This is a genomic window from Geomicrobium sp. JCM 19038, from assembly GCF_000698125.1.
Taxonomy (GTDB): domain Bacteria; phylum Bacillota; class Bacilli; order Bacillales; family Marinococcaceae; genus Geomicrobium_A.
This window is the reverse complement of the sequence record NZ_BAXA01000001.1, coordinates 276,930-303,249: the sequence shown is the minus strand read 5'-3', so window position 1 is coordinate 303,249 and position 26,320 is coordinate 276,930. Positions and strand designations below refer to the sequence as shown.

Annotated in this window: 27 protein-coding genes, 5 pseudogenes and 1 riboswitch; of the genes and pseudogenes, 2 read left to right on the top strand and 30 right to left on the bottom strand. The window is 41.6% G+C overall.

What is annotated here, in order from left to right; all coding sequences use genetic code 11:
- Positions 1-9: 9 nt before the first annotated feature.
- The 29 genes and pseudogenes from JCM19038_RS01665 to JCM19038_RS01540 form a co-directional block, all read right to left on the bottom strand.
- Positions 10-789 (bottom strand): heptaprenyl diphosphate synthase component 1, encoded by a 780-nt coding sequence (locus JCM19038_RS01665; RefSeq protein ID WP_193745014.1) that lies wholly within the window; start codon positions 787-789, stop codon positions 10-12.
- Positions 790-898: 109 nt separating this feature from the next.
- Positions 899-1,120, bottom strand: coding sequence for a trp RNA-binding attenuation protein MtrB (mtrB, locus tag JCM19038_RS01660; protein WP_042359171.1), 222 nt, complete (start codon positions 1,118-1,120; stop codon positions 899-901).
- Between the two features lie 13 nt (positions 1,121-1,133).
- Complete coding sequence (gene folE / locus JCM19038_RS01655; protein WP_042413818.1) at positions 1,134-1,700, bottom strand: GTP cyclohydrolase I FolE; 567 nt, start codon at positions 1,698-1,700, stop codon at positions 1,134-1,136.
- 309 nt (positions 1,701-2,009) lie between these two features.
- Positions 2,010-3,490, bottom strand: a pseudogene (spoIVA, locus tag JCM19038_RS01650) (stage IV sporulation protein A).
- Positions 3,491-3,674: 184 nt separating this feature from the next.
- Positions 3,675-4,046, bottom strand: a complete 372-nt coding sequence (locus tag JCM19038_RS20240; RefSeq protein ID WP_052360929.1) for a hypothetical protein — start codon at positions 4,044-4,046, stop codon at positions 3,675-3,677.
- A gap of 47 nt (positions 4,047-4,093) precedes the next feature.
- Positions 4,094-4,282, bottom strand: a complete 189-nt coding sequence (locus JCM19038_RS22175; RefSeq protein WP_152549307.1) for a hypothetical protein — start codon at positions 4,280-4,282, stop codon at positions 4,094-4,096.
- Positions 4,283-4,420: 138 nt separating this feature from the next.
- Complete coding sequence (locus JCM19038_RS01640; RefSeq protein WP_307189926.1) at positions 4,421-4,573, bottom strand: DUF2768 family protein; 153 nt, start codon at positions 4,571-4,573, stop codon at positions 4,421-4,423.
- 279 nt (positions 4,574-4,852) lie between these two features.
- Positions 4,853-5,110 carry a stage VI sporulation protein F gene (locus JCM19038_RS01635; RefSeq protein ID WP_042413817.1) on the bottom strand — a complete coding sequence of 86 codons (258 nt, stop codon included), beginning with the start codon at positions 5,108-5,110 and terminating at the stop codon, positions 4,853-4,855.
- A gap of 64 nt (positions 5,111-5,174) precedes the next feature.
- The gene (locus JCM19038_RS01630) at positions 5,175-6,206 is read right to left on the bottom strand and encodes an NAD(P)H-dependent glycerol-3-phosphate dehydrogenase (RefSeq protein ID WP_042413814.1); all 1,032 of its coding nucleotides are present in this window, start codon (positions 6,204-6,206) and stop codon (positions 5,175-5,177) included.
- Between the two features lie 11 nt (positions 6,207-6,217).
- Positions 6,218-6,862 (bottom strand): glycerol-3-phosphate 1-O-acyltransferase PlsY, encoded by a 645-nt coding sequence (gene plsY, locus JCM19038_RS01625; RefSeq protein ID WP_042413811.1) that lies wholly within the window; start codon positions 6,860-6,862, stop codon positions 6,218-6,220.
- 40 nt (positions 6,863-6,902) lie between these two features.
- Positions 6,903-8,219 (bottom strand): ribosome biogenesis GTPase Der, encoded by a 1,317-nt coding sequence (gene der, locus JCM19038_RS01620; protein WP_042359164.1) that lies wholly within the window; start codon positions 8,217-8,219, stop codon positions 6,903-6,905.
- A gap of 37 nt (positions 8,220-8,256) precedes the next feature.
- A complete protein-coding gene (locus JCM19038_RS01615) occupies positions 8,257-8,865 on the bottom strand; it encodes a hypothetical protein (protein WP_042413808.1) in 609 nt (202 codons plus the stop codon).
- 111 nt (positions 8,866-8,976) lie between these two features.
- A complete protein-coding gene (gene rpsA, locus JCM19038_RS01610) occupies positions 8,977-10,131 on the bottom strand; it encodes a 30S ribosomal protein S1 (RefSeq protein ID WP_042413805.1) in 1,155 nt (384 codons plus the stop codon).
- A gap of 115 nt (positions 10,132-10,246) precedes the next feature.
- Entirely contained in the window at positions 10,247-10,825 is a 579-nt protein-coding gene (locus tag JCM19038_RS01605; RefSeq protein ID WP_042413801.1) for a 1-acyl-sn-glycerol-3-phosphate acyltransferase, read from the bottom strand.
- Positions 10,815-11,518 (bottom strand): annotated as a pseudogene (cmk, locus tag JCM19038_RS01600) ((d)CMP kinase). Before cmk ends, JCM19038_RS01605 begins: the two are co-directional and overlap by 11 nt.
- Positions 11,519-11,652: 134 nt before the next feature.
- On the bottom strand, positions 11,653-12,900 hold the full coding sequence (locus JCM19038_RS01595) for a YeeE/YedE family protein (protein WP_042413796.1): 1,248 nt from the start codon (positions 12,898-12,900) through the stop codon (positions 11,653-11,655).
- A 132-nt stretch (positions 12,901-13,032) separates the two neighbouring features.
- Entirely contained in the window at positions 13,033-13,860 is an 828-nt protein-coding gene (locus JCM19038_RS01590; protein ID WP_373902279.1) for a PepSY1/2 domain-containing protein, read from the bottom strand.
- Between the two features lie 105 nt (positions 13,861-13,965).
- Positions 13,966-14,390: pseudogene (locus JCM19038_RS20235) on the bottom strand (germination protein YpeB); the annotation flags it as partial.
- Between the two features lie 18 nt (positions 14,391-14,408).
- Positions 14,409-15,467 (bottom strand): spore cortex-lytic enzyme, encoded by a 1,059-nt coding sequence (sleB, locus tag JCM19038_RS01585; protein ID WP_042413793.1) that lies wholly within the window; start codon positions 15,465-15,467, stop codon positions 14,409-14,411.
- Between the two features lie 153 nt (positions 15,468-15,620).
- On the bottom strand, positions 15,621-17,453 hold the full coding sequence (locus tag JCM19038_RS01580) for a bifunctional homocysteine S-methyltransferase/methylenetetrahydrofolate reductase (RefSeq protein WP_042413791.1): 1,833 nt from the start codon (positions 17,451-17,453) through the stop codon (positions 15,621-15,623).
- Between the two features lie 14 nt (positions 17,454-17,467).
- Positions 17,468-18,576: pseudogene (locus JCM19038_RS01575) on the bottom strand (methionine biosynthesis PLP-dependent protein).
- 78 nt (positions 18,577-18,654) lie between these two features.
- Positions 18,655-18,762: riboswitch (SAM riboswitch) on the bottom strand.
- 61 nt (positions 18,763-18,823) lie between these two features.
- A complete protein-coding gene (locus JCM19038_RS22565; protein ID WP_193745013.1) occupies positions 18,824-18,988 on the bottom strand; it encodes a hypothetical protein in 165 nt (54 codons plus the stop codon).
- 132 nt (positions 18,989-19,120) lie between these two features.
- The gene (locus JCM19038_RS01570) at positions 19,121-19,663 is read right to left on the bottom strand and encodes a PrsW family glutamic-type intramembrane protease (RefSeq protein ID WP_307189925.1); all 543 of its coding nucleotides are present in this window, start codon (positions 19,661-19,663) and stop codon (positions 19,121-19,123) included.
- Positions 19,660-20,634, bottom strand: a complete 975-nt coding sequence (locus JCM19038_RS01565) for an asparaginase (protein ID WP_042413789.1) — start codon at positions 20,632-20,634, stop codon at positions 19,660-19,662. The genes JCM19038_RS01570 and JCM19038_RS01565 overlap by 4 nt, the downstream gene beginning before the upstream one ends.
- A 2-nt stretch (positions 20,635-20,636) precedes the next feature.
- A complete protein-coding gene (locus tag JCM19038_RS01560; RefSeq protein WP_042413786.1) occupies positions 20,637-21,629 on the bottom strand; it encodes a YpdA family putative bacillithiol disulfide reductase in 993 nt (330 codons plus the stop codon).
- Between the two features lie 12 nt (positions 21,630-21,641).
- A pseudogene (locus JCM19038_RS01555) lies at positions 21,642-22,864 on the bottom strand (Glu/Leu/Phe/Val dehydrogenase).
- A 193-nt stretch (positions 22,865-23,057) separates the two neighbouring features.
- A complete protein-coding gene (locus tag JCM19038_RS01550; RefSeq protein WP_042413784.1) occupies positions 23,058-23,681 on the bottom strand; it encodes a genetic competence negative regulator in 624 nt (207 codons plus the stop codon).
- Positions 23,682-23,746: 65 nt separating this feature from the next.
- On the bottom strand, positions 23,747-24,508 hold the full coding sequence (locus JCM19038_RS01545; protein ID WP_042413781.1) for a metallophosphoesterase: 762 nt from the start codon (positions 24,506-24,508) through the stop codon (positions 23,747-23,749).
- 5 nt (positions 24,509-24,513) lie between these two features.
- Entirely contained in the window at positions 24,514-25,203 is a 690-nt protein-coding gene (locus JCM19038_RS01540) for an NAD-dependent deacylase (RefSeq protein WP_042413778.1), read from the bottom strand.
- A gap of 108 nt (positions 25,204-25,311) precedes the next feature.
- Here JCM19038_RS01540 and JCM19038_RS22560 point away from each other — a divergent pair, with 108 nt between their 5' ends.
- Together JCM19038_RS22560 and JCM19038_RS01535 are read left to right on the top strand one after the other, a co-directional pair.
- Positions 25,312-25,488 (top strand): hypothetical protein, encoded by a 177-nt coding sequence (locus tag JCM19038_RS22560; RefSeq protein WP_193745012.1) that lies wholly within the window; start codon positions 25,312-25,314, stop codon positions 25,486-25,488.
- A 117-nt stretch (positions 25,489-25,605) separates the two neighbouring features.
- Positions 25,606-25,845, top strand: coding sequence for a hypothetical protein (locus JCM19038_RS01535; RefSeq protein WP_042413776.1), 240 nt, complete (start codon positions 25,606-25,608; stop codon positions 25,843-25,845).
- Here JCM19038_RS01535 and JCM19038_RS01530 read toward each other — a convergent pair.
- The gene (locus JCM19038_RS01530) at positions 25,831-26,256 is read right to left on the bottom strand and encodes a DUF2663 family protein (protein WP_042413774.1); all 426 of its coding nucleotides are present in this window, start codon (positions 26,254-26,256) and stop codon (positions 25,831-25,833) included. The two genes, JCM19038_RS01535 and JCM19038_RS01530, sit on opposite strands and share 15 nt — an antisense overlap.
- Positions 26,257-26,320: the final 64 nt, after the last annotated feature.

Below are 26,320 nucleotides of genomic sequence, written 5' to 3'. Positions count from 1 at the left end.
TAAAGCGCTTTACTTATTCACAAGTTCCATAAATCGTTTTTTCAATTGCGTTGAGAGTGCTGCTTCATTGTCTTGATACGAAGCGAGCAGTCGATCTTTGACATTGGCTGCTACGACTTCTAAATTAGAAATCATTTCTTGAACGTAGTCCTCACGATCGCGATCTGTCGGCTCAATTGCAAAGAGTGGTGACAAGCGCGCAGAACCAAACGGCTCTTTATCTTGTTCTGCATGTTCTATTAAATCTAGCAATCGACGATAAGTTAAGAAGTGGCCTGCAAAATCAGCAATCGAGCGTTGATTAAAGTAGATGCCTACGTTTTGAATGAGAGTGGCTTCCATCGTCGTAATGAGTTCTTGTAATTCCTCTAAGTCTTTCCATCCACGCTCATGTAGACGAATCTTCGCATTATTCGTCTTCTGAATCGACCTTGAGAACACACGAACGAGACCTACATCACCAAGCTTTGAAAGCTCACTGTAATATAAGCTACTATACCAATCGCCTGCTAGTACGACGAGTTGCTTTTCTTTTTCACGTTGTTCGTTTTCATTATGTAAAGGTACATATTGATGAGTCGTAAGCGCAGCATCTACGAGTAAACCTGCTGTCACACGCTTAACTTCCTCTTCTTCTCGAAGATTGTCATCTTCAATGCTGTTAATTAACAAATACGTCTTATCTTCATCAATAGAAACTCTCGTAATGTGATCGTGTAGATAACGATGATCACTTAGCTTTAAAAAACGATCGTGTACGTAATCATATCGCTCATTTTCATTCATCATACGTCTCATCCTCTTCTTCCTTAGATGCAACCTCGCTGCTCAATTCATCGAAAAGCCAGCATGCAATCACGACCTCGACGCATACTGGCTGTTACAAGAACTTCAAAGCTTAGTTTCCTTCTGTGTACATCTCACCATGGCCCGTCTGAATGAAGGCTTTCCCTCTTATCTTAACGGCAGAGGTGTGTTCGGTAAACTGCCCGATCATCACTTCACCTTTATCCAGTTTTTCAGAATGATGAAACCGAGTTGTATTGCCCCTCGTTAAACCGATAACATTCACACCATCTTCTTCAGCACGAACTACAAAAAAATCATTCGATTGCCCCAAAAGTACCGCTCCTTTATCCTTTAATCAACGAAAGTACTTCTTGTCTTGACGACTCATCGTTTGCAAAAACGCCACGTACTGCAGATGTTACTGTTGAACTTCCAGGCTTTTGTATTCCACGCATCGTCATACACATATGTTCTGCTTCAACAATCACCATGACACCATGTGGCTCAAGTGTCTCAAGCATTGCGTCAGCAACCGTCGATGTAATTCTTTCTTGGAGTTGAGGTCTTCTCGTTACCGTTTCAACAACACGTGCTAGCTTACTAAGCCCAGTTACAGTTCCATTTTTAGGAATATAACCGACGTGTACTTTTCCGAAAAACGGCAATAAATGGTGCTCACACATACTATAGAATGTAATATCTTTCACGAGAACGAGTTCTTCGTGTTCTTCTCCAAACACCGTCTGCAAATGTGTTGTTGGATCTTCATCTATACCACTAAACACTTCCTCGTACATGCGCGCAACGCGAGCAGGTGTATCTTTAATTCCTTCACGATCTGGATTGTCACCGATCGCTTCTAAAATATGGCAGACCGCTGTTTCAATTTTATCTTTATCGAACTTTGTCATGTATTGGCCCCTCCTCGTCTTTAATCGCTAGAAATTTTAGCATAGGGCCTACTAGAAAGCAATTCCCTTTAGACTCTATTGTAACATCATCGCGTAAAAGAGCAAAAAAAATACCCCTTAAACATGACTAAAATCACAAATTACCTTAACTCGTCATTACGATTGACTTGCCTCGATGAGAAAGAACCACTTTCTTCCATATTATTACTGTTATATAGAACATTACTTCGCCCAACAAAAAAATAAAGAACCCCGCACTTCGGGATCCTTTATTTATCGGTATAGCAGATTCAGTAAAGTCGATAGGTTTTACAAGATGATGGCAATCAATCCACCAGAGCCTTCATTAATGATACGCTCTAACGTTTCTTTTAGTTTATAGCGTGCATTTTCCGGCATTAATGATAATTTCGCTTGAATTCCTTCGCGAACAATGGAGTTCAATGATCTTCCGAAAATATCTGAATTCCAGATGGAAAGTGGATTTTCTTCGAAATCTTGCATCAAGTAACGGATCAATTCTTCACTTTGTTTCTCTGTACCGATAATTGGTGCGAATTCACTCTCCACATCGACTTTAATCATATGAATGGACGGTGCAACTGCGCGTAAGCGAACGCCGAACCTAGAACCTTGGCGAATGAGTTCAGGTTCATCTAAACTCATGTCCGTCGTGGCAGGTGCAGCAATACCGTAACCGGTTTGTTTTACCATTTTCAGTGCTTCTGACACTTGATCGTATTCTGATTTTGCATGTGAAAAATCTTGCATTAGTTGTAAGAGGTGGTCTTTGCCTCTTATTTCAACACCAACGACTTCTTTTAGAATCTCATCATACAAATCATCTGGTGCATAAAGATCAATATCCGCAATTCCTTGGCCCATCTCAATCCCAGCAAGCGAAGCATTATCAATGAATTCGAAATCATCAGCAAAGTTTCCGACGACTCGATCAACATCACGTAACCGCTTAATGTCTTGAACGGTTTCTTTTACAGAGCGCTCATAGTCTTTTCGAAGCCAATGATCGTCTCTTAAAACCATTACCCAGCTCGGTAAATTCACATTCACTTCATGTACTGGGAATTCAAAAAGAACTTCTCTTAATACGCGATGGATATCATGTTCAGTCATGCTTTCCACACTCATTGATAACACAGGTACGTCATGCAATTGTTCAAGATTTGTTCGAAGTTGTTCCGTCTCAGCAGCATAAGGCCGTACGGAGTTTACAATTACGATAAACGGTTTACCCACTTCTTTTAACTCATCAATGACTCGCTCTTCAGCTTCCAAATACTCGTGACGAGGCAACTCACCGATGCTTCCATCAGATGTGACGACAACACCGAGTGTTGAATGTTCTTGAATGACTTTTCTCGTTCCAATTTCAGCTGCTTCTTGGAATGGGATCGGTTCTTCATACCAAGGGGTGTTAATCATCCTCGGTCCATGCTCATCTTCATACCCTTTTGCTCCAGCAACTGCATACCCGACACAATCTACGAGACGGATGTTGACGTCTAAGCTTCATCCACGTGGAGTTCGACAGCAGTGTTTGGGACGAATTTTGGTTCTGTTGTCATAATCGTTTTACCAGCGGCACTTTGAGGCAATTCATCTTGTGTACGTGCGCGCTCGACTTCACTATCCATGTACGGAAGAACGACAAGTTCCATAAACTTTTTTATAAAGGTTGACTTACCTGTTCGTACGGCTCCGACAACCCCTAAGTAAATATCGCCTCCTGTACGTTCTGCGATATCTTTAAAGATATCCACTTTTTCCACGAGATCCCCTCCGTTCTAAAATTAACTCCACCGTTTCATAAATTCTGTGTCAAAACATTCTATGATGTTGTCCACCTCTTTATGACAGTCTTTGAAAAGGTGGCAGTTTGGTTTTAAAAAAATAAACAAAAAACCTCTTCTTCTCTATATATAGATAGAGTGAAGAGGTTTAGAACTACTTTCATTAGTTGACATCGCCAATCATATTCGGTTCCCCGTCTTCAATTGAGTAAGGAACAGAGTATACCGGAGCTACCGGGAATTCATCCGTTAATATAGAACGAATATCTTCTTCATCTTCTGGTTCGGCATCATACTCTTGAAGCAGGCGATTAAGATCAATTGCGTAATCAATAATCGCACGGCCTTCACGATCAACATAAATGGGCAAGTTCGTTGCAAAATATGGACTCTGAACTGTAGGTGGCTCATCTAGACCAAGCGCTTCATAATCAAGTTCAAACACACCCGGTGCAACCATCTCTTCGATCGGCGGATAGCCGTGGGTTCTTGTATACTGATGGACCGTCCGTTCGAATTGATTGGCTTCATGCATGACAAGTACTGGAATGACACGAACTTCAGGCTTTTCTTCAACGTTAATTAGCGTATAGTAGAAGTCGCTCCATTCTCATAGGCACTTGCTGGGGCATCGTTCATAAATCCTGGAATTAACTGTGAAAAATCGACGCGATACCGTTCATACAGCCCCGTATCGCTCTCGAAATTCTGTATAGGCGGCACACCACGTTGTTCTTGAAATTCATCGACCGCAGCCTGTACAGACTGCAACTGTTCGTTATGTGGGAACGCGGAACCTGTACCGTCACCTTGAACGTTTGATTGGCATCCAATAAGTAGGCATGCAAAAAAACAACACTAAGCCAGTTGAACTTACGTTGATTCAAAAAACTCACTCCAAAGCACAGACTACAAATCTGCTCTTGAACCTGGTACGACGACGACGAGCACGATCAGTCCGGCAATAATGATACAAATAAATGAAAAACTAAGCACGATAAAACGGAGAAAACCCGACAACTTCTCTTTTCCAAGTAGTGCTGTGACTGCAGATACGAACATCAGCTAAGCCGATAAACGAAAGCCACATTGACTCTAATGGGGTCATCATCCACCCTCCTTCAATTACACTTGTCCATTATAGCATAGCTACAAACACTGGCGCACTGCCTACAAACTCAAGTGTTGAAAAATGTTCAAACAAATAAAACCGGAGAACTCGGGTTCTCCGGTTGACTAAATCTCTCTTCCAAAAGGTGGGTTCCTTGTTGGATGTGGTTCACTGTTATCCTATGCGACACGTGCAGACATTGAACTATACGAACGCCCAACAAATAAGAATTAACCTCTAAATAATTGGCTTAACGATTGAAAATCAAGAGGCATCTCATTATTCGTAATTGCGTGGACGAGCTGATCTTCTTTTTCGCGTGATACTCGTACGCCTGCCATACGAGCAACATCGTTAATTAACTGCCGTACGGTTGCTTCATCTTGAAAATTTGCACCGCTCACCGAATTAGCCATGTTAAACACATCGTCTTGATTGACTTTTGACTCTTTGTTTAGGCGGTCAAAAATGGAATCAAAGTTGTTCATGACGCACACCTTCTTTCTAGTTGATAATGCTTATGATATGTAGCTAGAAAAAAGGTGTGATTTTTTAGTCGGTTACATTTGGGTAAAAATCTTCTTGTTCATTCTTCTTTAGTCGACCCATTAATTGTTCACTTGCGCTCTCAGGCTGTTGATGATTAAAGACGACTTCATACAAAGCTGAAGTAATTGGCACTTCAATCCCTTCACGATCCGCAAGTTGTTGCATCGCTCGCGTTGTTTTTACGCCTTCAACGACCATACCCATTTCATTTAAGACCGTTTCTAACGCTTTACCACGACCTAATTGGTAACCTGCTCGCCAATTGCGGCTATGCTTACTCGTACATGTTGCAATCAAATCACCAAGACCCGACAGGCCCGAAAACGTAAGTGGCTTTGCACCAAGATGTGTACCCAAACGTGTAATCTCCGCTAAGCCTCTCGTCATAATTGCCGATTTCGCATTGTCACCAAACCCTAATCCTTCAGCAAGTCCAACAGCAAGTGCGATGACGTTCTTTAGTGAACCGCCAAATTCCACACCAACCATATCTTCATTGGTATACACACGAAAATGTTGGTTGTTAAACAAATCTTGTGCAGCCTTCGCATCGTCATACGTTTCTGAAGAGACGGTCACTGTCGTCGGTTGACGCTTTGCAACTTCCTCTGCATGACTAGGCCCTGATAAACAGACAATTCCGTTCGTAACTTGATCGATCCCTGCATCCATCATCACTTCTGATACTCGCAGTAAGGAGTCTGGTTCGATTCCTTTTGAAGCGTGAATGACATATGGAAACGATTTGTTGACCTTCACAAGTGACGCTACAGTCTCTCGCATTGCAGAAGTCGGTACGCTAATTAACAAAGCATCGCCATGCTCAATTGCTTCCTCAAAGCTCGTCGTTGCTTCAAGGTTCTTTGGCAAGGTTACCGAAGGTAAATACTTGTTATTTGAATGTTTATTGTTTATCTCGTCGACTTGTTCATTACGTCTTGCCCATAGTTTGACACGATGCCCATTATCTGCAAGTACCATCGCAAGTGCTGTACCCCAACTACCTGCACCTAGAACTGTCACATTCTGACTCATGCAATCTCTCCTTATTTAGATTTTTGACCGAGCTTGCTTTCTGTGCCTGATAACAATCGTTGGATATTCGTCCGATGCCGCCAAATCGACATAATCCCGACAACACATGTTAAAAAGAAATAGGAGATCGGATGATCATAATGATTCATCGTAAGAAAAACAAAAAACGGTGTAAAAAAGGCAAAAATCAACGAGCCAAGTGACACATACTTTGTCACAACGATCGCTAAAATAGCGACAATTCCAACGTAAATCGCCGGAAAGAAAACGAGTGTTGCGATCACACCAATCGTTGTAGCAACACCTTTGCCCCCACGAAAACCGTAATAGATTGGATAATTATGACCAAGAATTGCTAACAAGCCGCTTAATGCTGGAGTCCAACCAGAATATTGCTCAAAAAAGGACAAGCCTGTATTAATAAATACCATCTCTGCTAAAAAACCAATGAAAACCGCGACAGCGCCTTTTAGTGCATCTAGCAAAAGGACTAAAATTGCAGGCCCCTTCCCTAAAACGCGCAGCGTGTTCGTTGCACCGGCATTTCCACTACCAAGTTTACGAATATCTGCTTTTTTTATTTTTTTAACGAAGATATAGCTAAAGCTAATCGACCCGATTAAATACGCGATTATACCAGCAAGAATAATGTCCATCGTTTACCCCTCTCCCCAAAGCTTCAACGATTAATATGGATCACGATTCATTCTTTTTACGAGCTAGAATCCGAATTGGCGTCCCGACAAACGTAAACGCTTCACGGAGTTGATTCTCAAGATACCTACGATATGAGAAATGAAACAGCTCTGGATCATTTACGAACACGACAAATGTTGGAGGTCCTGTAGCTACTTGTGTAGCATAATTAATACGCAGTCGTTTCGTACCCGAAGTTGGTGCAGGGTTTCTCGCAACAGCATCCATAATGACATCGTTAATCACATGTGTTGGCATCCGCATTTTATGACTATCTACGACTTCATTTACGATTGGCAACAACTTTTGTACCCGTTGATTTGTTTTTGCAGAAACGAACTGAATCGGAGCATAAGAAAGATAAGCGAACGTTTCGCGCACCTTATCGGTGTATTCTTTCATCGTACGATCATCTTTTTCAACCGCATCCCACTTGTTCACAACGATAATAACGGCTCGTCCTGACTCATGAGCGTAGCCGGCAATCTTTTTGTCTTGTTCGATAATGCCTTCTTCACCATCAACGACAACAAGAACGACATCCGCTCGTTCAAGAGCACGCATCGCACGAAGAACACTATATTTCTCTGTATTCTCATATACTTTCCCGCGTTTTCGCATCCCGGCTGTATCAATGATTCGGTACTCTTGTCCATCTTGTTCGAAATACGAATCAATCGCATCTCTCGTCGTACCAGCAATATTACTCGTAATCACACGTTCTTCACCGAGAACTGAGTTCACGAGTGTTGATTTCCCTACATTCGGACGACCGATGACTGCAATATCAATCACACCATCATCTTCTTCGTCTTCTTCATTTACTGGGAAGTTTGCAAACACTTCATCTAACATATCTCCAATACCTATTCCGTGAGAACCGGAAATCGGAAACGGTTGACCAAATCCAAATTGGTAAAAATCATAAATATGCTCTTGCATATCAGGGTTATCAACCTTGTTTACACCGATGACGACTGGCTTCTTCGAGCGTTGCAAAATGCTCGCCACGTCTTGGTCGCTAGATGTAATGCCGTCACGACCATTCACGATAAAAATAATAATGTCTGCTTCTTCAATGGCGATCTCAGCTTGCATGCGCATTTGATCTTGAAGCGGCTCATCTACGATATCAATTCCACCGGTATCAATGACATGAAACGTGCGGTTTAACCATTCCCCTTGTCCATACAAACGATCTCTCGTTACGCCTGGTTTATCTTCAACGATCGCCATTCGCTCACCAACCATACGATTAAATATCGTTGATTTCCCTACATTTGGGCGACCTACAATTGCAACTACTGGCTTTGACATGTACTTACATGCCCCCTGTTCTCTTAAATCTATTCCTTCACATCGTTAATGATGTCTGGTGCTTTGCTGCACCTTTTTGAAGCTTGGAAAACTCATAAATCAATCGTTCAACGACGTGCCACACAACGAGTAAGATAACCATGGCTGACACATCATTAAAAAAGTGGTTAAAACCTAAATGTAAACCGGACGTTAACGGAGACACAACGACTGCTTGCCAAAAATTCCCGATGCAACATGCGACAATCAACCAGGGAATTCGGTTATGCGGCTTGCTTACGACCAAAAGTGTAACAAAAACCATGATAACTGCGACTAGCCATGTTTCATGAATTAAAAAGATCACTGGACTAAACCAATACGAGAGCTGCAAAGCAGCATAAAGAAAGGCTAAGCTTGTCATTGTTATCATCGATAGAAAATGATGCCACTTGATCGTCTGCCCTACCCAAATCATCGCACCGAGCGTTAAGAATATATAAGCTAACGAAATATCGCCTTGTATACCAGGAATCGTTAGTGGTTTGACAATCATGACTATGAGAATCCAAACAGCAAGATAAAACCTTGCTCTTGTCTTCTTAAAGAAGAAGGTAACAATTACCCAAAGTATCCACGAAAACCAATAAAATAACAAGTCCTCCAAGAGAAACTCTCCTTTTTTCTTATCCAGTATAGACAAGAATAAAGAAAAGCAATCCGTCACAAAACAATCGGCGAATCCTAAAAGGTATCCGCCGATTTCCGCGATTTACAATTAATTACGATATTTCTTTAATTGGTCACCAATCATATCACCGAGGGAAAAACCAGAATGTTCTTCTTCAGGTGCTTCATATTCACGTTGAACCTTTTGGCTAGACGTTGTGCTCTCTTCAAGTTCACGTATGCTCAATGAGATGCGTTGGTCTGAAGGGCTAATCTCAAGGATCTTCACTTGAACAGCTTGTCCTTCTTCTAACACTTCACTAGGCGTTCCAATGTGACGGTTCGCAATTTGTGAAATGTGAACGAGCCCTTCAACACCCGGCGCAACTTCAACAAATGCCCCGAAAGATACGAGACGCTTCACGTGTCCGTCAATAACGTCTCCTGGTTGGAACTGACCTTCAATCGTTGTCCAAGGTCCTGGTAGCGTATCTTTAATTGAAAGTGACACACGCTCTTTGTCAGCATCGACTGCGAGGATCTTCACTTCAATTTCTTCGCCTTCTTTGACGATCTCGCCTGGTGACTCAACACGGTGGTGAGCCATTTGTGAAATGTGAACGAGTCCGTCAACTCCGCCTACATCAACAAATGCACCAAAGTCTGTTAAACGTTGAACAGTCCCTTTAACCGTATCGCCAACCGTTAAGTTATCAAGGATGTCTTTCTTCTTCGCTTCTACTTCGTTGTCGAGTACAGCTCTCCTTGACAAGATTAATTTATTATCACTTGGATCGATTTCAGCGATCTTTAACTCCAATGTCTTCCCTTTATAATCAGAGAAATCTTCAACGAAATGACGTTCTACGAGTGAAGCTGGAATAAATCCACGAACACCAACGTCAACGACTAATCCGCCTTTTACAATCTCAGCAACTTCAGCTTCAATCGTTTGATTGTTATTGAACTTCGCTTGCAACTCATCCCATGCTTTGTCAGCACGAGCACCGCGTACACTCAAAATAAGTTCATCGTCTTCTGCTTTAATGACCTTAAGTTTAAGTTCATCTCCCTCAGAGATGATGTCACTTACTTTTTCTACGTGTAAGCTAGACAGTTCGCTAATTGGGATGATGCCATCCACCTTATATCCCGCATCAACAAATGCTTGCTTTTCTTCTACCTTCGTTACCTTACCGGTTACAATGTCATTGACATTAAAATCCTTCATTTCGTTTAATTCGTTGTTCATTTCTTCAACCATGTCATTTGCCTCCTTACTTCCCTTTAAAAACATCTTTCGTAGTCATCAAGAACTTTATATATACAAAATTCTTCATTTGTTTAGAAGAATGTTGCAGACAATCGATTCGTGCTACTTACTCAATGTCATCTCTGAGTTGCCGGATGTGCTCCATGATTCGTTCAGTGGCTTCCCTTGAACTGGCTTTCGATTCACGAAGGTCATCCATAGGAATAGGCTTGCCGTAAGTTAATTGTACACCTTTAAATGGCTTGTACCAGCCTTTCACATATGCAGGTACGACTACCGCTTCTGTTCTAAGTGCAAAAAAACCAGCGCCTGCTAATCCTTCACCAAGTTGATCGTCTTTACTTCTGTTCCCTTCTGGGAACAAGAGCATCATCTCGCCATTTTTCAAGTGGTTAATACCTGTCTTTAATGACTGACGATCTCCAGAACCACGCTTCACTGGAAATGCTCCAAGCCTTCTTAGAAGACCACCGATAAACTTCTTTTCAAACAGTTCTTCTTTCGCCATAAAACGTAATGGACGCTTAATGTAAGAACCTAGAAATGGTGGGTCCCAATTGCTTTTATGGTTGGAACATATAATAACTGGTCCATCACTCGGTATATGTTCCTTTCCCTGTATCTTCGCGAAAAAAACCCCTGAAAGTACAATTCGACAAAGAAATTGACCAATTCTATAAATCATTCGTCTCAATCTCCTTCAGTCGGGCGCGAGTAACAATCGTCTCAATAACTTCTGTTATCGTAAGATTTGTAGTATCAAGAGGTTCTGCATCATCTGCTTGCTTTAACGGTGCATAAGCTCTTGATGTATCATAGCGATCTCGTTCGATAAGATCGTTATATATCTCTTCAAAACTTGATTCAATACCTTTTTGGACATTTTCTTGATGTCTACGATTCGCTCGCTCAGTTGCTGTAGCGAATAAGTAAATCTTCAGTTCGGCATCTGGTAAAACGAACGTTCCGATGTCTCGACCATCTAATACGACACCTTTCTCCGTAGCTAACTGCTGTTGTTTCTTAACCATCGCTTCACGAATCAATCGATGTGCTGATACTTCGGACACGTGACTCGTCACTTCCCTTGTCCGAATTTCTTCACCGAGTAGCTCTTCGTTAACAAGCATTTGGTTGCCCTCGTCCGACAGCTTAAAGTCCATACGGTTTAGTAATTGCATTAAGCTTCCTTCTTCAGATGGCTTAATTTCATGAGTTATTGCTTGATACGTAAGCGCCTGTACATTGCTCCTGTATCAATATATAAATAGCCTAGCTCCTCAGCAACTAGCGACGCTACTGTGCTTTTTCCAGAACCTGCTGGTCCGTCGATTGCAATGTTGATTTTCAAAGTTATTCTCTCCGTATGTAAGGTCATTTTACTCGAATATCAGTGCCTAAATCTTATCATAATAAAGAACTGAAAACAATTCTAGTCAAGAAATCAAATGGAAAGTTTTCCTACAAAAAACAGTGGTTTGCTTCGACATGTCGTGAAGCAAACCACTGTAATTAGCAGAAACTATCGTTTTGTTTAGGAACACTTAGACCAAATAAAGGCCGTAGATAGAGTGCAAGGAACGTTCCGCCTAGCGCCATAATTCCCCAAATGTAACCGTGAGCACTAAACGAAGCAATCCCACTGAAATAAGCACCGATGTTACATCCAAATGCTAAACGTGCACCATAGCCCATCATTAAACCACCAATAACAGACGCAAGCGCGTTTCCTTTTGTAATCTTGCTAAACTTAAACAAACCACCAGCAGCTGATGCTAAAAATGCACCAAGAATAACGCCAAAGTTAAGCACAGAAGTTGTGTCCGCAAAAATTGAAGCATTTAATGCTGCAGTATCTCCTTGCCAAAAACCCCAACTCTCAACATCGAAACCTAAAAATTGAGCAGCTTTAGATCCCCACAACGTAAAGGCATACGTGACGCCCCATGGTGTTTCACGAACGAGTAGTGTAATCGCGTTTAGTACTGCTAACACGATTGCTGCCGCAAACAGCGGCCAAGACCCTCTAAATATTCGTTTCCATCCTCGTTCAGAAGGAACTTCCGCAAGCTTCGGTGGGTTTTTCTTCTTTTCGATCAGGACTGTAATTAATGCAATCACCGCGAAAATGATTAGCGAGACCATCCATGCGCCTCCATAACCTAGCCCAGTAGATGTGGCTAATGAAAATGGTTCAAACGCAGGCATGTCTTCCATCCAAAAGTTAAAGTGCGCTGCACCAATCGTAGATCCGATAATGAAAAATAGCAAAGTAATGAACATTACAGAACGTCCACCACCAACGGCGTAAAGTGTTCCTGACGCACACCCACCACCGAGTTGCATACCAATTCCAAACATAAATGCCCCGATAATTAAGCTAACACCAACTGGTGAAATGTTGCCTGTTGCTTCGCCTCCAAAAAAGGTAAAGCCTGTCGCTAAAATCGGTGCAAAGAATGTGACCGCAACTGCCAACATAAGCATGTGTGCTCGAACGGCTTGACCGTTCCCAACAGACGCTAACCTTCGAAAGGCGCTCGTAAAGCCGAAGCGGGCATGAAATAATGTATAGCCGAGTAAAATACCAATAATGAGTAAAATAGGCTGGACAAAATGTTGTGTAAAGAGTAAATAAATGGCTAATAAAATTGAAGCTATAAGTCCAACGGTTACTAAATTAAGTTGAGGACGCTTGAGTCCTAACGTTTGTTTGACGACCGATTGTTGTTCGGACACGGGTTGAACATAACTAGACAAGGGATCACCTCTAAATCTTATTCGTTTAGTCAGGAATGATAATCTATATCCTATTCTTGTTTTTAGATGTTGTCAAGAGACAATAAAAAGATCGCCAGCAGATGGGTGCCACACCTGCCGGCGATCTTTTATTTAAATAACATCAACATCGTACACTGGTTCTGCTTCTTGCATTCGTTTCACTTCTTCTTCAAAACCTGTGTCTGCATTTAAATAAATGCGATACGTATCACCATTCATCGTTGCAAAGATTTCGTAGGTTAGTACTTCGTCACCGTTTTGATTTTCAATAACAGCTAAATGCTCTTCTCTAGACTTTAAGTTCGGGTGCAATTCATCCAGTGCATCGTCAAGTGTTAGCGCTGGACTTAAGTCATGGCGTTCGCGATGATTTGCAAAGTAATTGGCACCTTTAAAACCGACAAGGTCACCATCATCTAGCGCAATTTCAACGATGAGCGCATCTGGATAAAGACGAACATCGTCTTTTACAGGTACAAACTGGAACGTACCAATCGTATCGTATTGCTTACTATCTACGAGTTGAACGTCAGTAATACCTTTATCCTCTAAAAATTCTTTTGCTCTCTCTGACGCTTCATTCAATCCGATTTTCGGTTCAGTGATATCTCTTGATTGCAATGCCCAAACCGGTAAACCGCCCCGTTCAGTCATATCAATCATATAGTTGCGTTCGCCATCAGAATCTTCAATAACGACTTGGTAGCCTTTGTATGGCATTCCTTCACCTAATTTTTCTGCCTTCGCATCAACAGTATTAGGAAGATCTAAAAAAGCCTTCGCCTTTTTTATAATTTCTTCTTCTGATAACTCCTCTTTATCTTTGACTACTTTCGCTAGTCGTTTATTTACATCTAATGAAAAGCCAGCATCATCGTTCCAATTGTTTTCTGAGAAACCTTTTGCTTTTTGATCAATCGATTTGAATGACGAAACCATTGTCCCTTCGCCAGGGTTTTGCTCACTCATTAAATCTCGTTCTACGTCAGACCAACGAAAATCGTTGTTCAACGCTTGTGCTTGCACCGTGCGAAGATCATGCTTAATTTCTTTCGCTTGACTGTAGAAGTTCTCGAGTTTGTCATATTCTTCATCAGTTAACGGCTCTTCATCACGATCACGTACAGCTGTCTCATACGAGAATTCCGCAACGTTGGCTAAGTATTGATCCGTTTCTTTCGCAGGAATCATACCGAGTGGCAGTTCTCCCATCTCATTGTGGCTAATGAAGATATTCTCCAAACCTCTGCAAGAGAACCTGAAAATTGACTCACACCGTTCGTTGCTAACGATGCACCTAATTCATCTTCTAATTGATCCATGTGGTAAGACAATTGGTGGAAGGCGCGCTGATAGTTGTTTTCATGACTAATTGCCAAAGCTTCTTTTTCTTGATGCGTTTGATATGCAAAGATTCCAGTACCGAGTAATGCTACTGACAATACTGCAATGGTTATCGCTCGAAACATCGTGGTCCCTCCTTTAACTTAATTTGCAAACACATGCTTACCGATTTGGGTAATTGTCGGTCGTCCGAAAATCCACCCAGACGTTGCCGTTACTGGATTATAATAATACGTCGCACCATTAGACGGGTCTTGACCGTTAATCGCATCAAGCACAGCTTTTCTGGCTGTTTCATCTGGCGTTAAATAGATTTGACCGTCTGCGACCGCTGTAAACGCTCTTGGTTCAAAGATGACACCGCTTGCGGTATTCGGAAACTCCGAATCGTTCATCCGATTAATAATTACCGCTGCAACAGCTACTTGACCGACATAAGGTTCTCCACGCGCCTCACCATAAACCGCATTTGACATAATCTGAATATCGTTTTCAGAAAACCCATCTGGTACGTTTGTTGCTTTTTGAATGTTGGCCTCATTGTTCTGTTCTTCAGGCACTTCTCCACCTGTATCTGGTTGTTGTTCAGGTGCTGCTTCTGGTTGACCTTGACCTTGACCTTGTCCTTGACCTTGTCCTTGACCTTGTCCTTGTCCTTGTCCTTGTCCTTGATTTTGTCCTTGATTTTGTCCTTGTCCAGATTGTGCTGGCGGTTGGCCTTCATTACTTGGCGTTCCACCGCCACCACTCGCTCCTTCTTGATTTGAAGGTTGGCCAGATTGTCCACTAGTTGTGCCGCCACCTTTACTTCCTTTTGGTCCTTTTTGAATTTCTAGTGGCGTTGTTCCGTAATGGGTGAACTTACGGCCGTTTTCTAACGCTTCATGCACAAACTGTTCATCGTAGTTTGTCGTTTTATTTAATCTCGCTTTCAAATCATCTCCAACGAGACCGTCAACTTCCATCCCGAATGCTTCTTGATATTCTTGTACACTCCAATACGTTCCCCATCCGAATACACCGTCAATTGTATCGGTGTAATAGCCAATGTATTGAAGTCTAGCTTGAAGTTCTACAACGTCATCTCCAGTTGCTCCTTTTTGGATCACTTGATCACTAAAGGCTTCACTCGTCTGAGGAATTGAGAGCAAAAGTGTTGCAGTTAACGCGGAAATGCTTAGTATTTTTGCAGATTTCAACATCAATGAATTCCTCCTTTTACTTTGAAACTTTTTATATGATGGTGTTAGTTTTCAAATCTATGGAGAATTTTATTCATAAAAAAACAACCGTACAAAAGTACAGTTGTTCATAAGAAGAAACCTATCGATATAAATCATGTGCATTTACACGTGTTACGTCATGACTGACGACGTTTTAATAAGTGATCTTGCATGTTCTACTAGCGCTGTAGACATATGGTATTTAAGAAACGGTGTCACGATATACACCTTACCAAAAAGTTCTATACACGTTTGTTGTAACTCTTCAGCAATTCGAAGACCTTCTTCTTCTCCTTTTTGGGGATCACCATGCGTTTTTTGCATACGGGAGCGTACAGTGTCACTAAGGGATATTCCAGGAACTTCATTATGAAGAAACTCCGCATTCCGTTCGTTCACAAGTGGCATAACACCAATGAATATTGGAATCGACAGATGTTTCGTATAGTCTTTTAGCCGTTTAATCTGCTCTTTGTCATACATCGGCTGCGTCATAATAAAATCTGCACCTGCTGCTATTTTCTTCTCTAATCGTTTAATTGCTTTTTCAAGATTCGATACATTCGGATTAAACGCTGCCCCAACCGTAAATGACGTTTTCACACCGAGAGGACGTCCCGAATAGGAGTAGCCTTCATTCATCCCTTTTAACATTGCAATTAAATCAAAGGATGTTAGATCGTAGACAGAACTTGCACCTGGAAAGTCGCCAACTTTCGTAGGGTCCCCTGTAATTGCAAGCACCTCTTTTACACCGAGTGTGTGTAATCCAAGCAAATGAGATTGCATACCAATTAAGTTACGATCGCGACAAGCGATATGAACGAGCGGTGATGCTTGTGTCTTTTGTTGAATGAGTGTTGCAGCTGCAACATTGTCTACTCGTGACGTTGCAAGTGAATTATCAGCGAGAGTAATGCTGTCCGCACCTGCATTCACTAACGCTTCTGCCCCTTTTAAGAAAACTGGCATCTTTGAAAGTGATTTAGGAGGATCGAGTTCAACGATGACATTCGCATCGTACACTTGTTGATTCGATTCATTTGCTTCTACTTGCTCGTCAGTTGCTTCCTCGATGACTACTGTTCGTTTCTCTAAAGGTGCTAGTCCTTTCAAACGCTCCTTTAAGCCACGAATATGTTCTGGCGTCGTCCCACAACACCCACCAATAATATTAATGCCTAACTCGCGAAAAGAGGACGCTTGTGCTTTAAAATAATTAGGATTCGATTGATAAACGAGCCTACCGTCTCGAATCCCTGGCAAACTTGCGTTTGGGTACGCAGATAAAAACAAACCTTCTGGAATTTCAGTTTCTTTTAATGAGGTTATAGTTTGAGCAGGACCCATTCGGCAATTTACGCCAACTACGTTTACTCCCTCTTTTTTAAGACGCTTTAGTGCTTCTGTTAACGTAATGCCACCGTGCAACACACCAATGTCCCCTAACGAGACATTGGCGATAATCGGGATTGAGTGATGATGATTTCGAACGATGCGAACTGCGCGAATGAGTTCATATAAATCGTAGTACGTTTCAAGTAAAACGACATCTGGATTCTCACTTAACAGCGCAACAATTTGTTCAGTCACCGTTTCATCAATTTGGTCGTCTGTCCAATCACTCGTTCTCCCGTCTTTAATTCCACCGACTGTAGCTGCCACATAGACGTTCGGCTTTAAAGCTGCTGCTTTTTTCGCAAGCTTCATTCCTTCTTTATTAATTTTTGCCACTTGAAGATCAAGCCCGTACGTGTCTAACTTAATGCGATTGGCAGCGTACGTATTGCTTTGAATAATATCAGCACCCGCTTGAACATACTCAAGATGAGCTTCATACACGAGTTCTGGAGCGTATAGGTTTGCTTGTTCAATCGATCCTGTTATATCCCGGCTATACAACAATGTTCCCATTGCGCCGTCACCAATTAAGACCGTTTCCTTTAGCCTCTCTAAAAAGCTCATCTAAACTCCTCCAATCATCTCTCTACTTGAAAAGCTTGTCGTAAATCTTCGATTAAATCTTCTGCATTTTCAATGCCACATGACATCCTCATCAAACAGTCGTCTATACCAATTTGTTGTCGTACTTCTTTTGGAACGTCCGCATGTGTTTGCACTGAAGGATAAGTCATTAAACTCTCTACCCCACCGAGACTCTCTGCGAATGTAATAAGTTGCAACTTACGAAGCACCGGGTCTACGAGGTCACTTGATGTGACTCGAAAAGACAACATCCCGCCTCGCCCGGGGTAAAGAACTTCCTTGATTAGACTGTGCTCTGCTAGGAACTGCGAGACACTTCGTGCATTTTCTTCGTGTTTTTTCATGCGTAGTGCGAGTGTTTTCATCCCACGAACGAGCAGCCAGGAGTCAAAAGCACCGAGCGTCATTCCTATTCCGTTTTGAATGTTAAAAAGCTTTTCAGCAATCGTTTCGTCATTCGTCGCAATGAGTCCTGCAACTAAATCATTGTGACCACCTAAATATTTCGTAGCACTATGAATGACAATGTGCGCACCTTCTTTTAGTGGCTGTTGAATGAGCGGCGTGTAAAATGTATTGTCTACAATAAGCAAAAGATTATGTCGTTTCGCAACATCAGAAAGTTCTAAAATATCCGCCTCTTGCATTTGTGGATTGGTTGGGGTTTCAATAAACAACGCTTTCGTTTGTGGTCCGATTAACGCTTCAAACGTTTCTAGATCACGAGGGTCCCCATACTGGACACCAACGCCCCACTTTGGCCAATATTCATTAAACAGACGGTACGTACTCCATACAAATCTAACGATGCAACAATCTCATCACCAGACTCAAATAATGACAACACTGCTTGAATTGCCGCCATCCCAGAACTACAGGCAAATCCCCGAATTCCACCTTCAAGGTCTGCAATGCTATCTTCTAAAATCTCACGAGTAGGATTCCCTGTTCTTGCGTAATCATATCCTGTCGTCTCACCAACTCCTGAATGACGATAGGCAGTGCTCATATAGATTGGTGCATTCACGGCACCTGTGCGTTCATCGCTTCGATTACCCGTTTGTACAAGTTTCGTTTCTGTAGTAAATCGTTGCTTCTCCACTATTGATCCCTCCAAGTCCTTACAAATAAACAAAAGTGCCTTCTTCAGAGATAGAAAAAGACACTTTACGTGTATAGTTTCTTATCTCTCGGACGATTACGTCCGTAGGATGTAGCACCTGACTCCATTTGGAGCTGGTTGCTGAGACGTCTTCGGTCCGAATCCCTCAGTCTCTCTTGATAAGATATTTTAATGTATAGTTGGTTCTTATACGATAACGCATCATCGTCCATCTTTCAAGTCACAATTATTCAGCAGTGGCTTCAATGACGAGATCATCTTCGTTCCCGCAAATGCATCGTTTAAATCCTGTTTCATATTCACCTTCGGCTTTTTGTCTTCCACGAAGAATATACTTTTCTCCACATTTCGGGCATCGTATGACTATGCGGTACCTCGTTTCTGTCGTCATGAAGCGACCTCCTATACATATTTGCTATTTTCATTTGCTTTCTTTACTTTACTTAACCCTAACCACCACAAGAAAATCATAAATAAAATAATAATGCCGACCATCCAGTCTTGTGTATAGGTTAACATAAGGTTAAAGGTTCCATGCAAGAAAATAGGGACAAGCAATGCGTAAACTAACCATTTTTTTTTTCTTACCATCAATCATATAACGTGCGTTACCTAAATAATAACCCATAATCACTCCGAAAAGCGCATGTCCACTTACAGGGAAAAGAGCCCTGCCAAATGCCGTATGTACGCCTTCTGAAAGCAAATAAAAAAAGTTCTCTAGCGTCGCAAACCCTAACGAAAGTGCGACACTGTACACAATACCATCATACTTAACACTCCACGTTTTGAAACGATACATCGTAACGAGTAAGAAGAACCATTTAAAAAACTCTTCGATAAACGCCGTCTTAACAAATACGTCAGACAAACGGGATGTGAACACCCCTTCTTCAGTTAGTGCAAATTGAATTGCCATAATCGGAAATACAATTAACATCCCCGTCACGAACGACCGGATGATATTTTTCCAATTGGCTGAACCGTAATCATTTCGCAAGTAGAAATACGTGAGCAATGCGAGTGCTGGAGCTGAAGCTAGCGAAAGTAAAGCTAGAACATTCATCGCTCAAACGCTTGTTGAAGCGAATCTTGTCCTGTTGCGAGTAATACATACATTTTGATCTTTGCTTTCTTACTGCTATAGTCTTTACCAAGAATAACGTCATGATTCAACAAGTCATATGTACTTCCTTCATATTCATAAGAAGGATACACTTCGCCTTCAACCGCACTCGTAGTAACGACAATCGGAATCTTTGCCTCTCGAATGCTCGGCATAAAGTTTTTTGGAACTTGTCCTCGCCCAACCCCTTCAAGTATGACAGCGCTCGTTCGTTCATCTTGTAAAACGAAGTCAAGCAGTCGGTTTGTCGCACCAAGATGCACTTTTACAATTTCAATTTCATAAGACTTACTCGGTGTATAATCGTCAGCTAAAGCGTAAGCTTCTTTTGTAATTGGCTTTTGAAATAAATGCACTTGATCATTGTCTATAATTCCAAAATAGCCATATCCAAACGCATTAAATCCTTGAATGTTGCTTGCGTGTTCTTTTCTTACATACTTCGCACTAAAGATACGCTCATTAAATATGACGACTGTTCCAAGATCTTTTACCCGTTCGTCAGCGGCTGCAATCATTGCATTACGAAGATTCACGAATGCATCACTGCCTACTTGTTCTGGGCCCCTTTGTGAACCAGTAACAATAACTGGCTTTGAAGTTTGGACGGTTAAATCCAAGAAGTAAGCCACTTCTTCAAGCGTATCTGTCCCGGTCGTAACGACCACACCTGAAATATCTTTTGCTCGAAGGTTTTCAACGACTTTCTTTCGGATGTCCCATAAATCCTCATACGTAATATGAATTGAAGGCTTTGACAATACTGAATCGATTTTAAGGTGAATATCGAATGGTGTGTTTAGGGAATGAGCCAGCTCTTCACCACTTAATTCACCCGCAACGAGTCGACCTTCTTTCGTCTGTTTACTAGCAATCGTTCCTCCAGTAGCAAGCAAGCAAATCGTCTGCACGATTAACGACCTCTCTTTTCGCGTTCAATGATAGAATCTACAATGTGTAAACCATGAAATCTTCCAGACTCTATAAAAATTTCATTGGCGTGATTGCCTGCAGCGATCACCCCTGCAATAAACAAATTGTCTACATTCGTCTCGAATGTTTCTTTGTTATAAACAGGTCTCCCCGTATCAGATTCAATTGCCACACCACTACTCGTTAAAAACGAATGATCTGGGTGATAACCCGTCATCGCAAAGACGAAGTCAGCGTTTATTGTTTTTTTGACTCCATTTGTAAGCACGTTTACATGCGTATCGTGGATCTCGACAACTTCCGTTTCAAAGTACAAGTCAATTTCTTCTTTATTCACAAGCCCTCGAAATTCAGGCAAGATCCATGGCTTGATGCTCGTTGAATAATCGTTACCTCGGTAAACGACCGTAACGTTGGCACCGGCTTTTTGTAACTCCATTGCAGTGTCGACCGCAGAGTTCCTACCCCCAATGACAAGAACGCGTTGCCCATAAAAAGGATGGGCTTCTTTAAAATAATGAAAGACGTGGGACATTTCTTCGCCCTTAATACCTAAGCGATTAGGATTGTTGTAATAGCCTGTCGCAACAATGATGTAAGCCGCTTCATATTCCTTAAATGCCTTGGATCGGTCCACTGTGTGTACCCTAAATTGTCCGTTTTCCTGCTTTTGTATACGTTCAACTTCTTCGTACGTTTGAATACGTAGCCCCATTCTTTGAACGACTTCACGGTAATAAACGAGTGCTTCATTACGTTTTGGTTTATGGTTTGTTGAATAAAACGGGACGTCACCAATTTCTAATTTGTTCGCAGCAGAGAAAAACGTCTGGTGCGTAGGATAATGATAAATTGCTGAAACGATGTTCTCTTTTTCGATAATTAACGGGTCTAATCCCGCTTCCTTACAACGAATAGCCGCTGCCAGACCGCATGGTCCAGCACCGACAATAATAATACGTTCTTTGTTCACAATGACACTTCCTTATGATAAACCACGATAATTCAAAGCTTCTGCATGGCGCTTAATTCCGATTCTAGCTGCTGCTTCTCGCATGTTCGTACTGTGCTGTTTCGCTTCTTCAAACACTTGATCGAACACCCGATACATCGTATCTTTGAACATCGTATTAATTTCAGATTCACTTAATGTAACCCGTTGCTCATGTTGCATCGCTTCAAAATGACTTAACGTCAAATTGCCTAAATTCGTCATAATTTCCGGTACGACCATAGATCTCTTTGAAACAATTGATCAACTCGGGATTCAGAGAGTGTTTGCTTTGCCGTTTCTACAACGAGTTTAGCTTGAATCGTGTCAGCAACCTGTTCGGTCATCACGTTCTTGTCGAGTGAAGCATCGACTAATATATCGCATTTGGAACCGAGCAATCGTTCTGTAGAAATTGACTTCTTAAATAAATTCGTAACCATACCAAAGCTGTCTCGACGATCAAGCAAGTAATCAACATCTAACCCATCTTGGTCATAAAGCGCTCCATGCCCATCAGATACCCCGATCACATTTGCTTCTTTATTCTCAAGCTCTCGAGCCAAATACACGCCTGTATTGCCGAATCCGTGAACGATAATATTCGCATCTTGTACACTCATATTTAAGCGTTCAGCTGCTCTTTCAATCGTGAACTTTGCACCTTTTGCAACCGAATGCTCTCGTCCAGGCACACCGCCAAGAGACTCCGGCAGTCCTGCAACAACTTTATGATGTAGATCTGGACGAATCATCTCAACTTCATCGTGCATCCAAGCCATTAGCTGTAAATTCGCAGGCGTTGGAACATCAGGCGTAATAATGTCTTTCGTTGCATTCATAAGCGGTAATAATGCCCGAATATAGCCACGACTTAATTGTTCAAGCTCATGAAACGATAAATCAGAAGGGTTACAAATGATTGCTCCACTAGCACCGCTATACGGAATATTTAACAAACCTGTATGCAAAGAAGTTTTCATTGCTAATGCTTGTACATCTTGTTCATCCAAATTCGGATGCAAAATAACACTGCCAATTGAAGGCTGTGAAGAACGAATATGTTGGGAACGATACCCCTTAAAGATTCGAATGCTGCCATCGTCCATCGTAATTGGAATTTCTACAGTGAACGAGCGGTATGCAGATGTAAGTATATCCGTTGTATCTTGTGTGTAATCAAGTGCACCTAGCGCGTTCTGAATCGTAGACTTCATTGCTTGTATACGACGATTCTCGTTTCCATCTTGGTCTACGACTGTCTGTTCATTCCTCTTCATATTCCCCATTAAAGGGCCACCTCCATAGTGTGAGCCGGAGTTCACGCATAATCGAAAACTCCGGACTTTAAAACAGGTTATAGTGGGTCTTTACCCTACTTTACATGAAGTAATTCCTATATTAACTATATTAAAGATCGATCTGTTTTTCCACTTGTTTGTCTGGATTATCTTTATAAAATATTGTCGCCAGCCGATCAACCGCGTTTCGTTTCATGAGCAACTTTCCATGTTCCTCAACGGCTACATGTGAGTAGGGACAAACGTCTGCGTATTCAGAGACAATCGCAATAAAGCTGTCCATATTCACTTTTTTGATCGTAGTATAAGGAAAATACAAATAATAGTAATCATTCATTGAAAGTAGCTTGCCACTTTTTACACCTAGTCGCTTTAAAGTTCGAACGAGCTGTATAACAGCCTCAAAATCTTTAAACTTATAAAATAAATCGTTTCGCTCATCAACGGTTATATCCATTTCAATCATATCATCGTCGTCATACAGCGTATCTTCTTCATTTTTCGAAATATGAATAACCATTCCTTGCGCAGGCACTGAGAACACTTCAACGGATAGCGCCCCATCAACTTTAAATCCAAGTAATTGATCCGCCTCCATTACCAGTTCGCGAAACAGTTGATGTACTCTCGGACGGTCGAGCCACAAATCATCCATCGTTAATCCACGTTCTTCTAAATCATCAAACGTAAGGAAAACTTTTATTTTATTGGCGGCGATTCTTTCAAGACGCATATCGCCCCTCCTTTTCACCACGCAGGCATTTGAATGCTGTTATGGTATACGCTATTCAATTACCCTCATCTGCGTTCACGACTTAAAGACGTTGTCGCGCCCTTTTTGAGAAGGATGTGATGTACTTCAGGAGGTGCTCCTAATCGTAAGTGAACTTTACGTGTACCAAATCCGTTGCTTATTCTCATCCTGGCACTACCTACTTGCAACCACCTTCCCCGCTCGCGAAGACCGAGACCGAACAATCGTATCTGACCACCATGCGTATGCCCCGATAAAATTAAGTCGTACAGACGACTGTTTGTATGGTGTAGCGCAACGATTGGATTGTGACTAACAAGAATGTAGTAATCGCCAAGACCCCGCTTTTGAACAATCACTTGTTTCGTCGACTCATCTTTTGTTCCGTACACATAAACGCCATCAGAAATGTACATACCTTCGTTTTCTAATACAGTGATGTTTTCTTGATCCAAAATGGTCCTTAGTCGACATTGGTCCCACCTATAATCATGATTGCCGTAAACGACGATGACTTGTGTTGATAATTTTTTTAACATGTTGAGGTTGTGTTTGAGCGTTTCAACAGTCGTCGTTCGCTCTAAAAGATCCCCTCCTACGATGACACAATCTACTGTATTTATCGTTTTTATGTGACGATCGTTTAGCCTTCGCTTGTGCAAATCACTAATAAATAATAGTGAACAATCTTTATGGTTACCTTCAACGTGAACCGTTTTTTCTTCCACGACGAGCGTGTTTGCTTGAATTTTCATCGCGATGAGCATAATAACTAAAGGCAACAATAAAAACAAAAGTAACGTCATAAGTTCTATCCCCACGCTTTTTTAAGTTCAAAGAGACCAGAACTGATCGTCTTGTTGATCCAAAAATCGAACGGATAATCACTCGGCTCATCGTTAATATAAACGGTCTTCCCTTTCGCGACATATGGCAACTGATTAACTGGACTCACCTGTAAACTCGTTCCGATGACAAGTAAAACATCTGCTTCTTCAATTTTCTTTACGGCCTCATTCCAAACGAGTTCAGGCAACATCTCACCAAATAGTACAACATTTGGCCTTAATACTCCTTGACAATGTTCACAATACGTACCTCGTAAAAAAGTTTCTTCATTTTGTACGCGTTCGCATTGATGGCATCGAGTAGAACGAATACTACCGTGAAGTTCTAAGACTTTTTTATTACCGGCTACTTGGTGCAGTCCATCGACATTTTGAGTTGCAACAGCATGTAGTTTGCCTGCTTGCTCCCATTCCGCCAAAATGCGATGACCACGGTGAGGTTCTATTGCTCTAAGTGCTTTCATTCGCTCTCGATAAAATTCTGAGAACAGCTCATAATGATTCTCTAACGACTCTACACTCGCTACTTTCGCAGGATTATAACGACTCCAAAGACCACGCTGTGACCTGAAATCTGGCACACCAGACTCTGTAGACATTCCCGCTCCAGTTAAAACGACGATTTTAGTTGGTTGTAAGTCTTCTATGTTCAAGAGATTACCCCTTTCATTTTTCAACAAATTGACATGAACACGCTAGTCGTAATGAACCATTTTCTATTATAATTATAAGGGATTCAACGTACGTACACGAGGTGAATCATGGAATATACGACATTTATTATTGGAACAAGCCTGTTCGGCGGAGGATTTTTACTTTTACTTCTTTTTCTGTATTTAAAACGCAAGCTCCTCATTCCTTTTATTTTGATGGGTGTTGGAGTGGTGCTCTGTTTTATCGGGCTCATCCTTGCACAAGACTTTTCTCAAACGCCGTAAAAAGCAGACGAGCTATTCTTCGTCTGCTTTTTTATACCAATTATTTAGGCGATTATCTACTTCTCATTTCATGAATTTTCAGTTATCATATCAATAAGATGCAAAGGAGGCGTTGCCATGTGTAGAACAACACTGAAAGATCATCTGTTGATCTTCGATGAAGACTTGCATTTTAACCAGCGAATTGGAATGCCTGTTCAGGTTTTTTGTCTCACTCAACAAAGGGTTGTTGCCTTCGGAAAAATTCAAAACATTTCGAATAAATGTGTAACTGTTTCTAAAACTGCTTTCTTGAAATCACACTACGCCGTTATCGGACATTCAAAAGCGACAAAGAAGTCATTACCGGTAGAATAAATTCACACCATGTTCCTTTTCTAGCCAATCATACACGTCATAACGCATGCCTTTTAACTCTTCGTCACCCCAGAACTCGTCATAGCGATCAATCACTTGATTTCTAAGGGATTTGTAGTCTTTTTCTGCTTCATCGTATCGCTTTCTATAAACGGTGAGCATGGCTGTTGCACCTAATCCCATGACGATCAACAGTGGACCGAGTTCAGACTCTGTTGTTCGATTTACAATCGATGTATGTTCACTTCCAAAACCGAAGATGATGTACGACAAAGCAATTAACCAGCATGCCGCTGCACACCATCCAAGCGTTATGACCGTGCGCTCTTCTTTCTTTTCTGCTTTTTTTCGTTTAATTAGTTCTCGTAACAATTTTGCTAGTGTTGGCGAGATCATTCCGTTGTTAATCATTTCATTCACCTCAATACACTATATGAGGCGTGACTGCAGATATACAAGTTTTCAAATTGCGGTA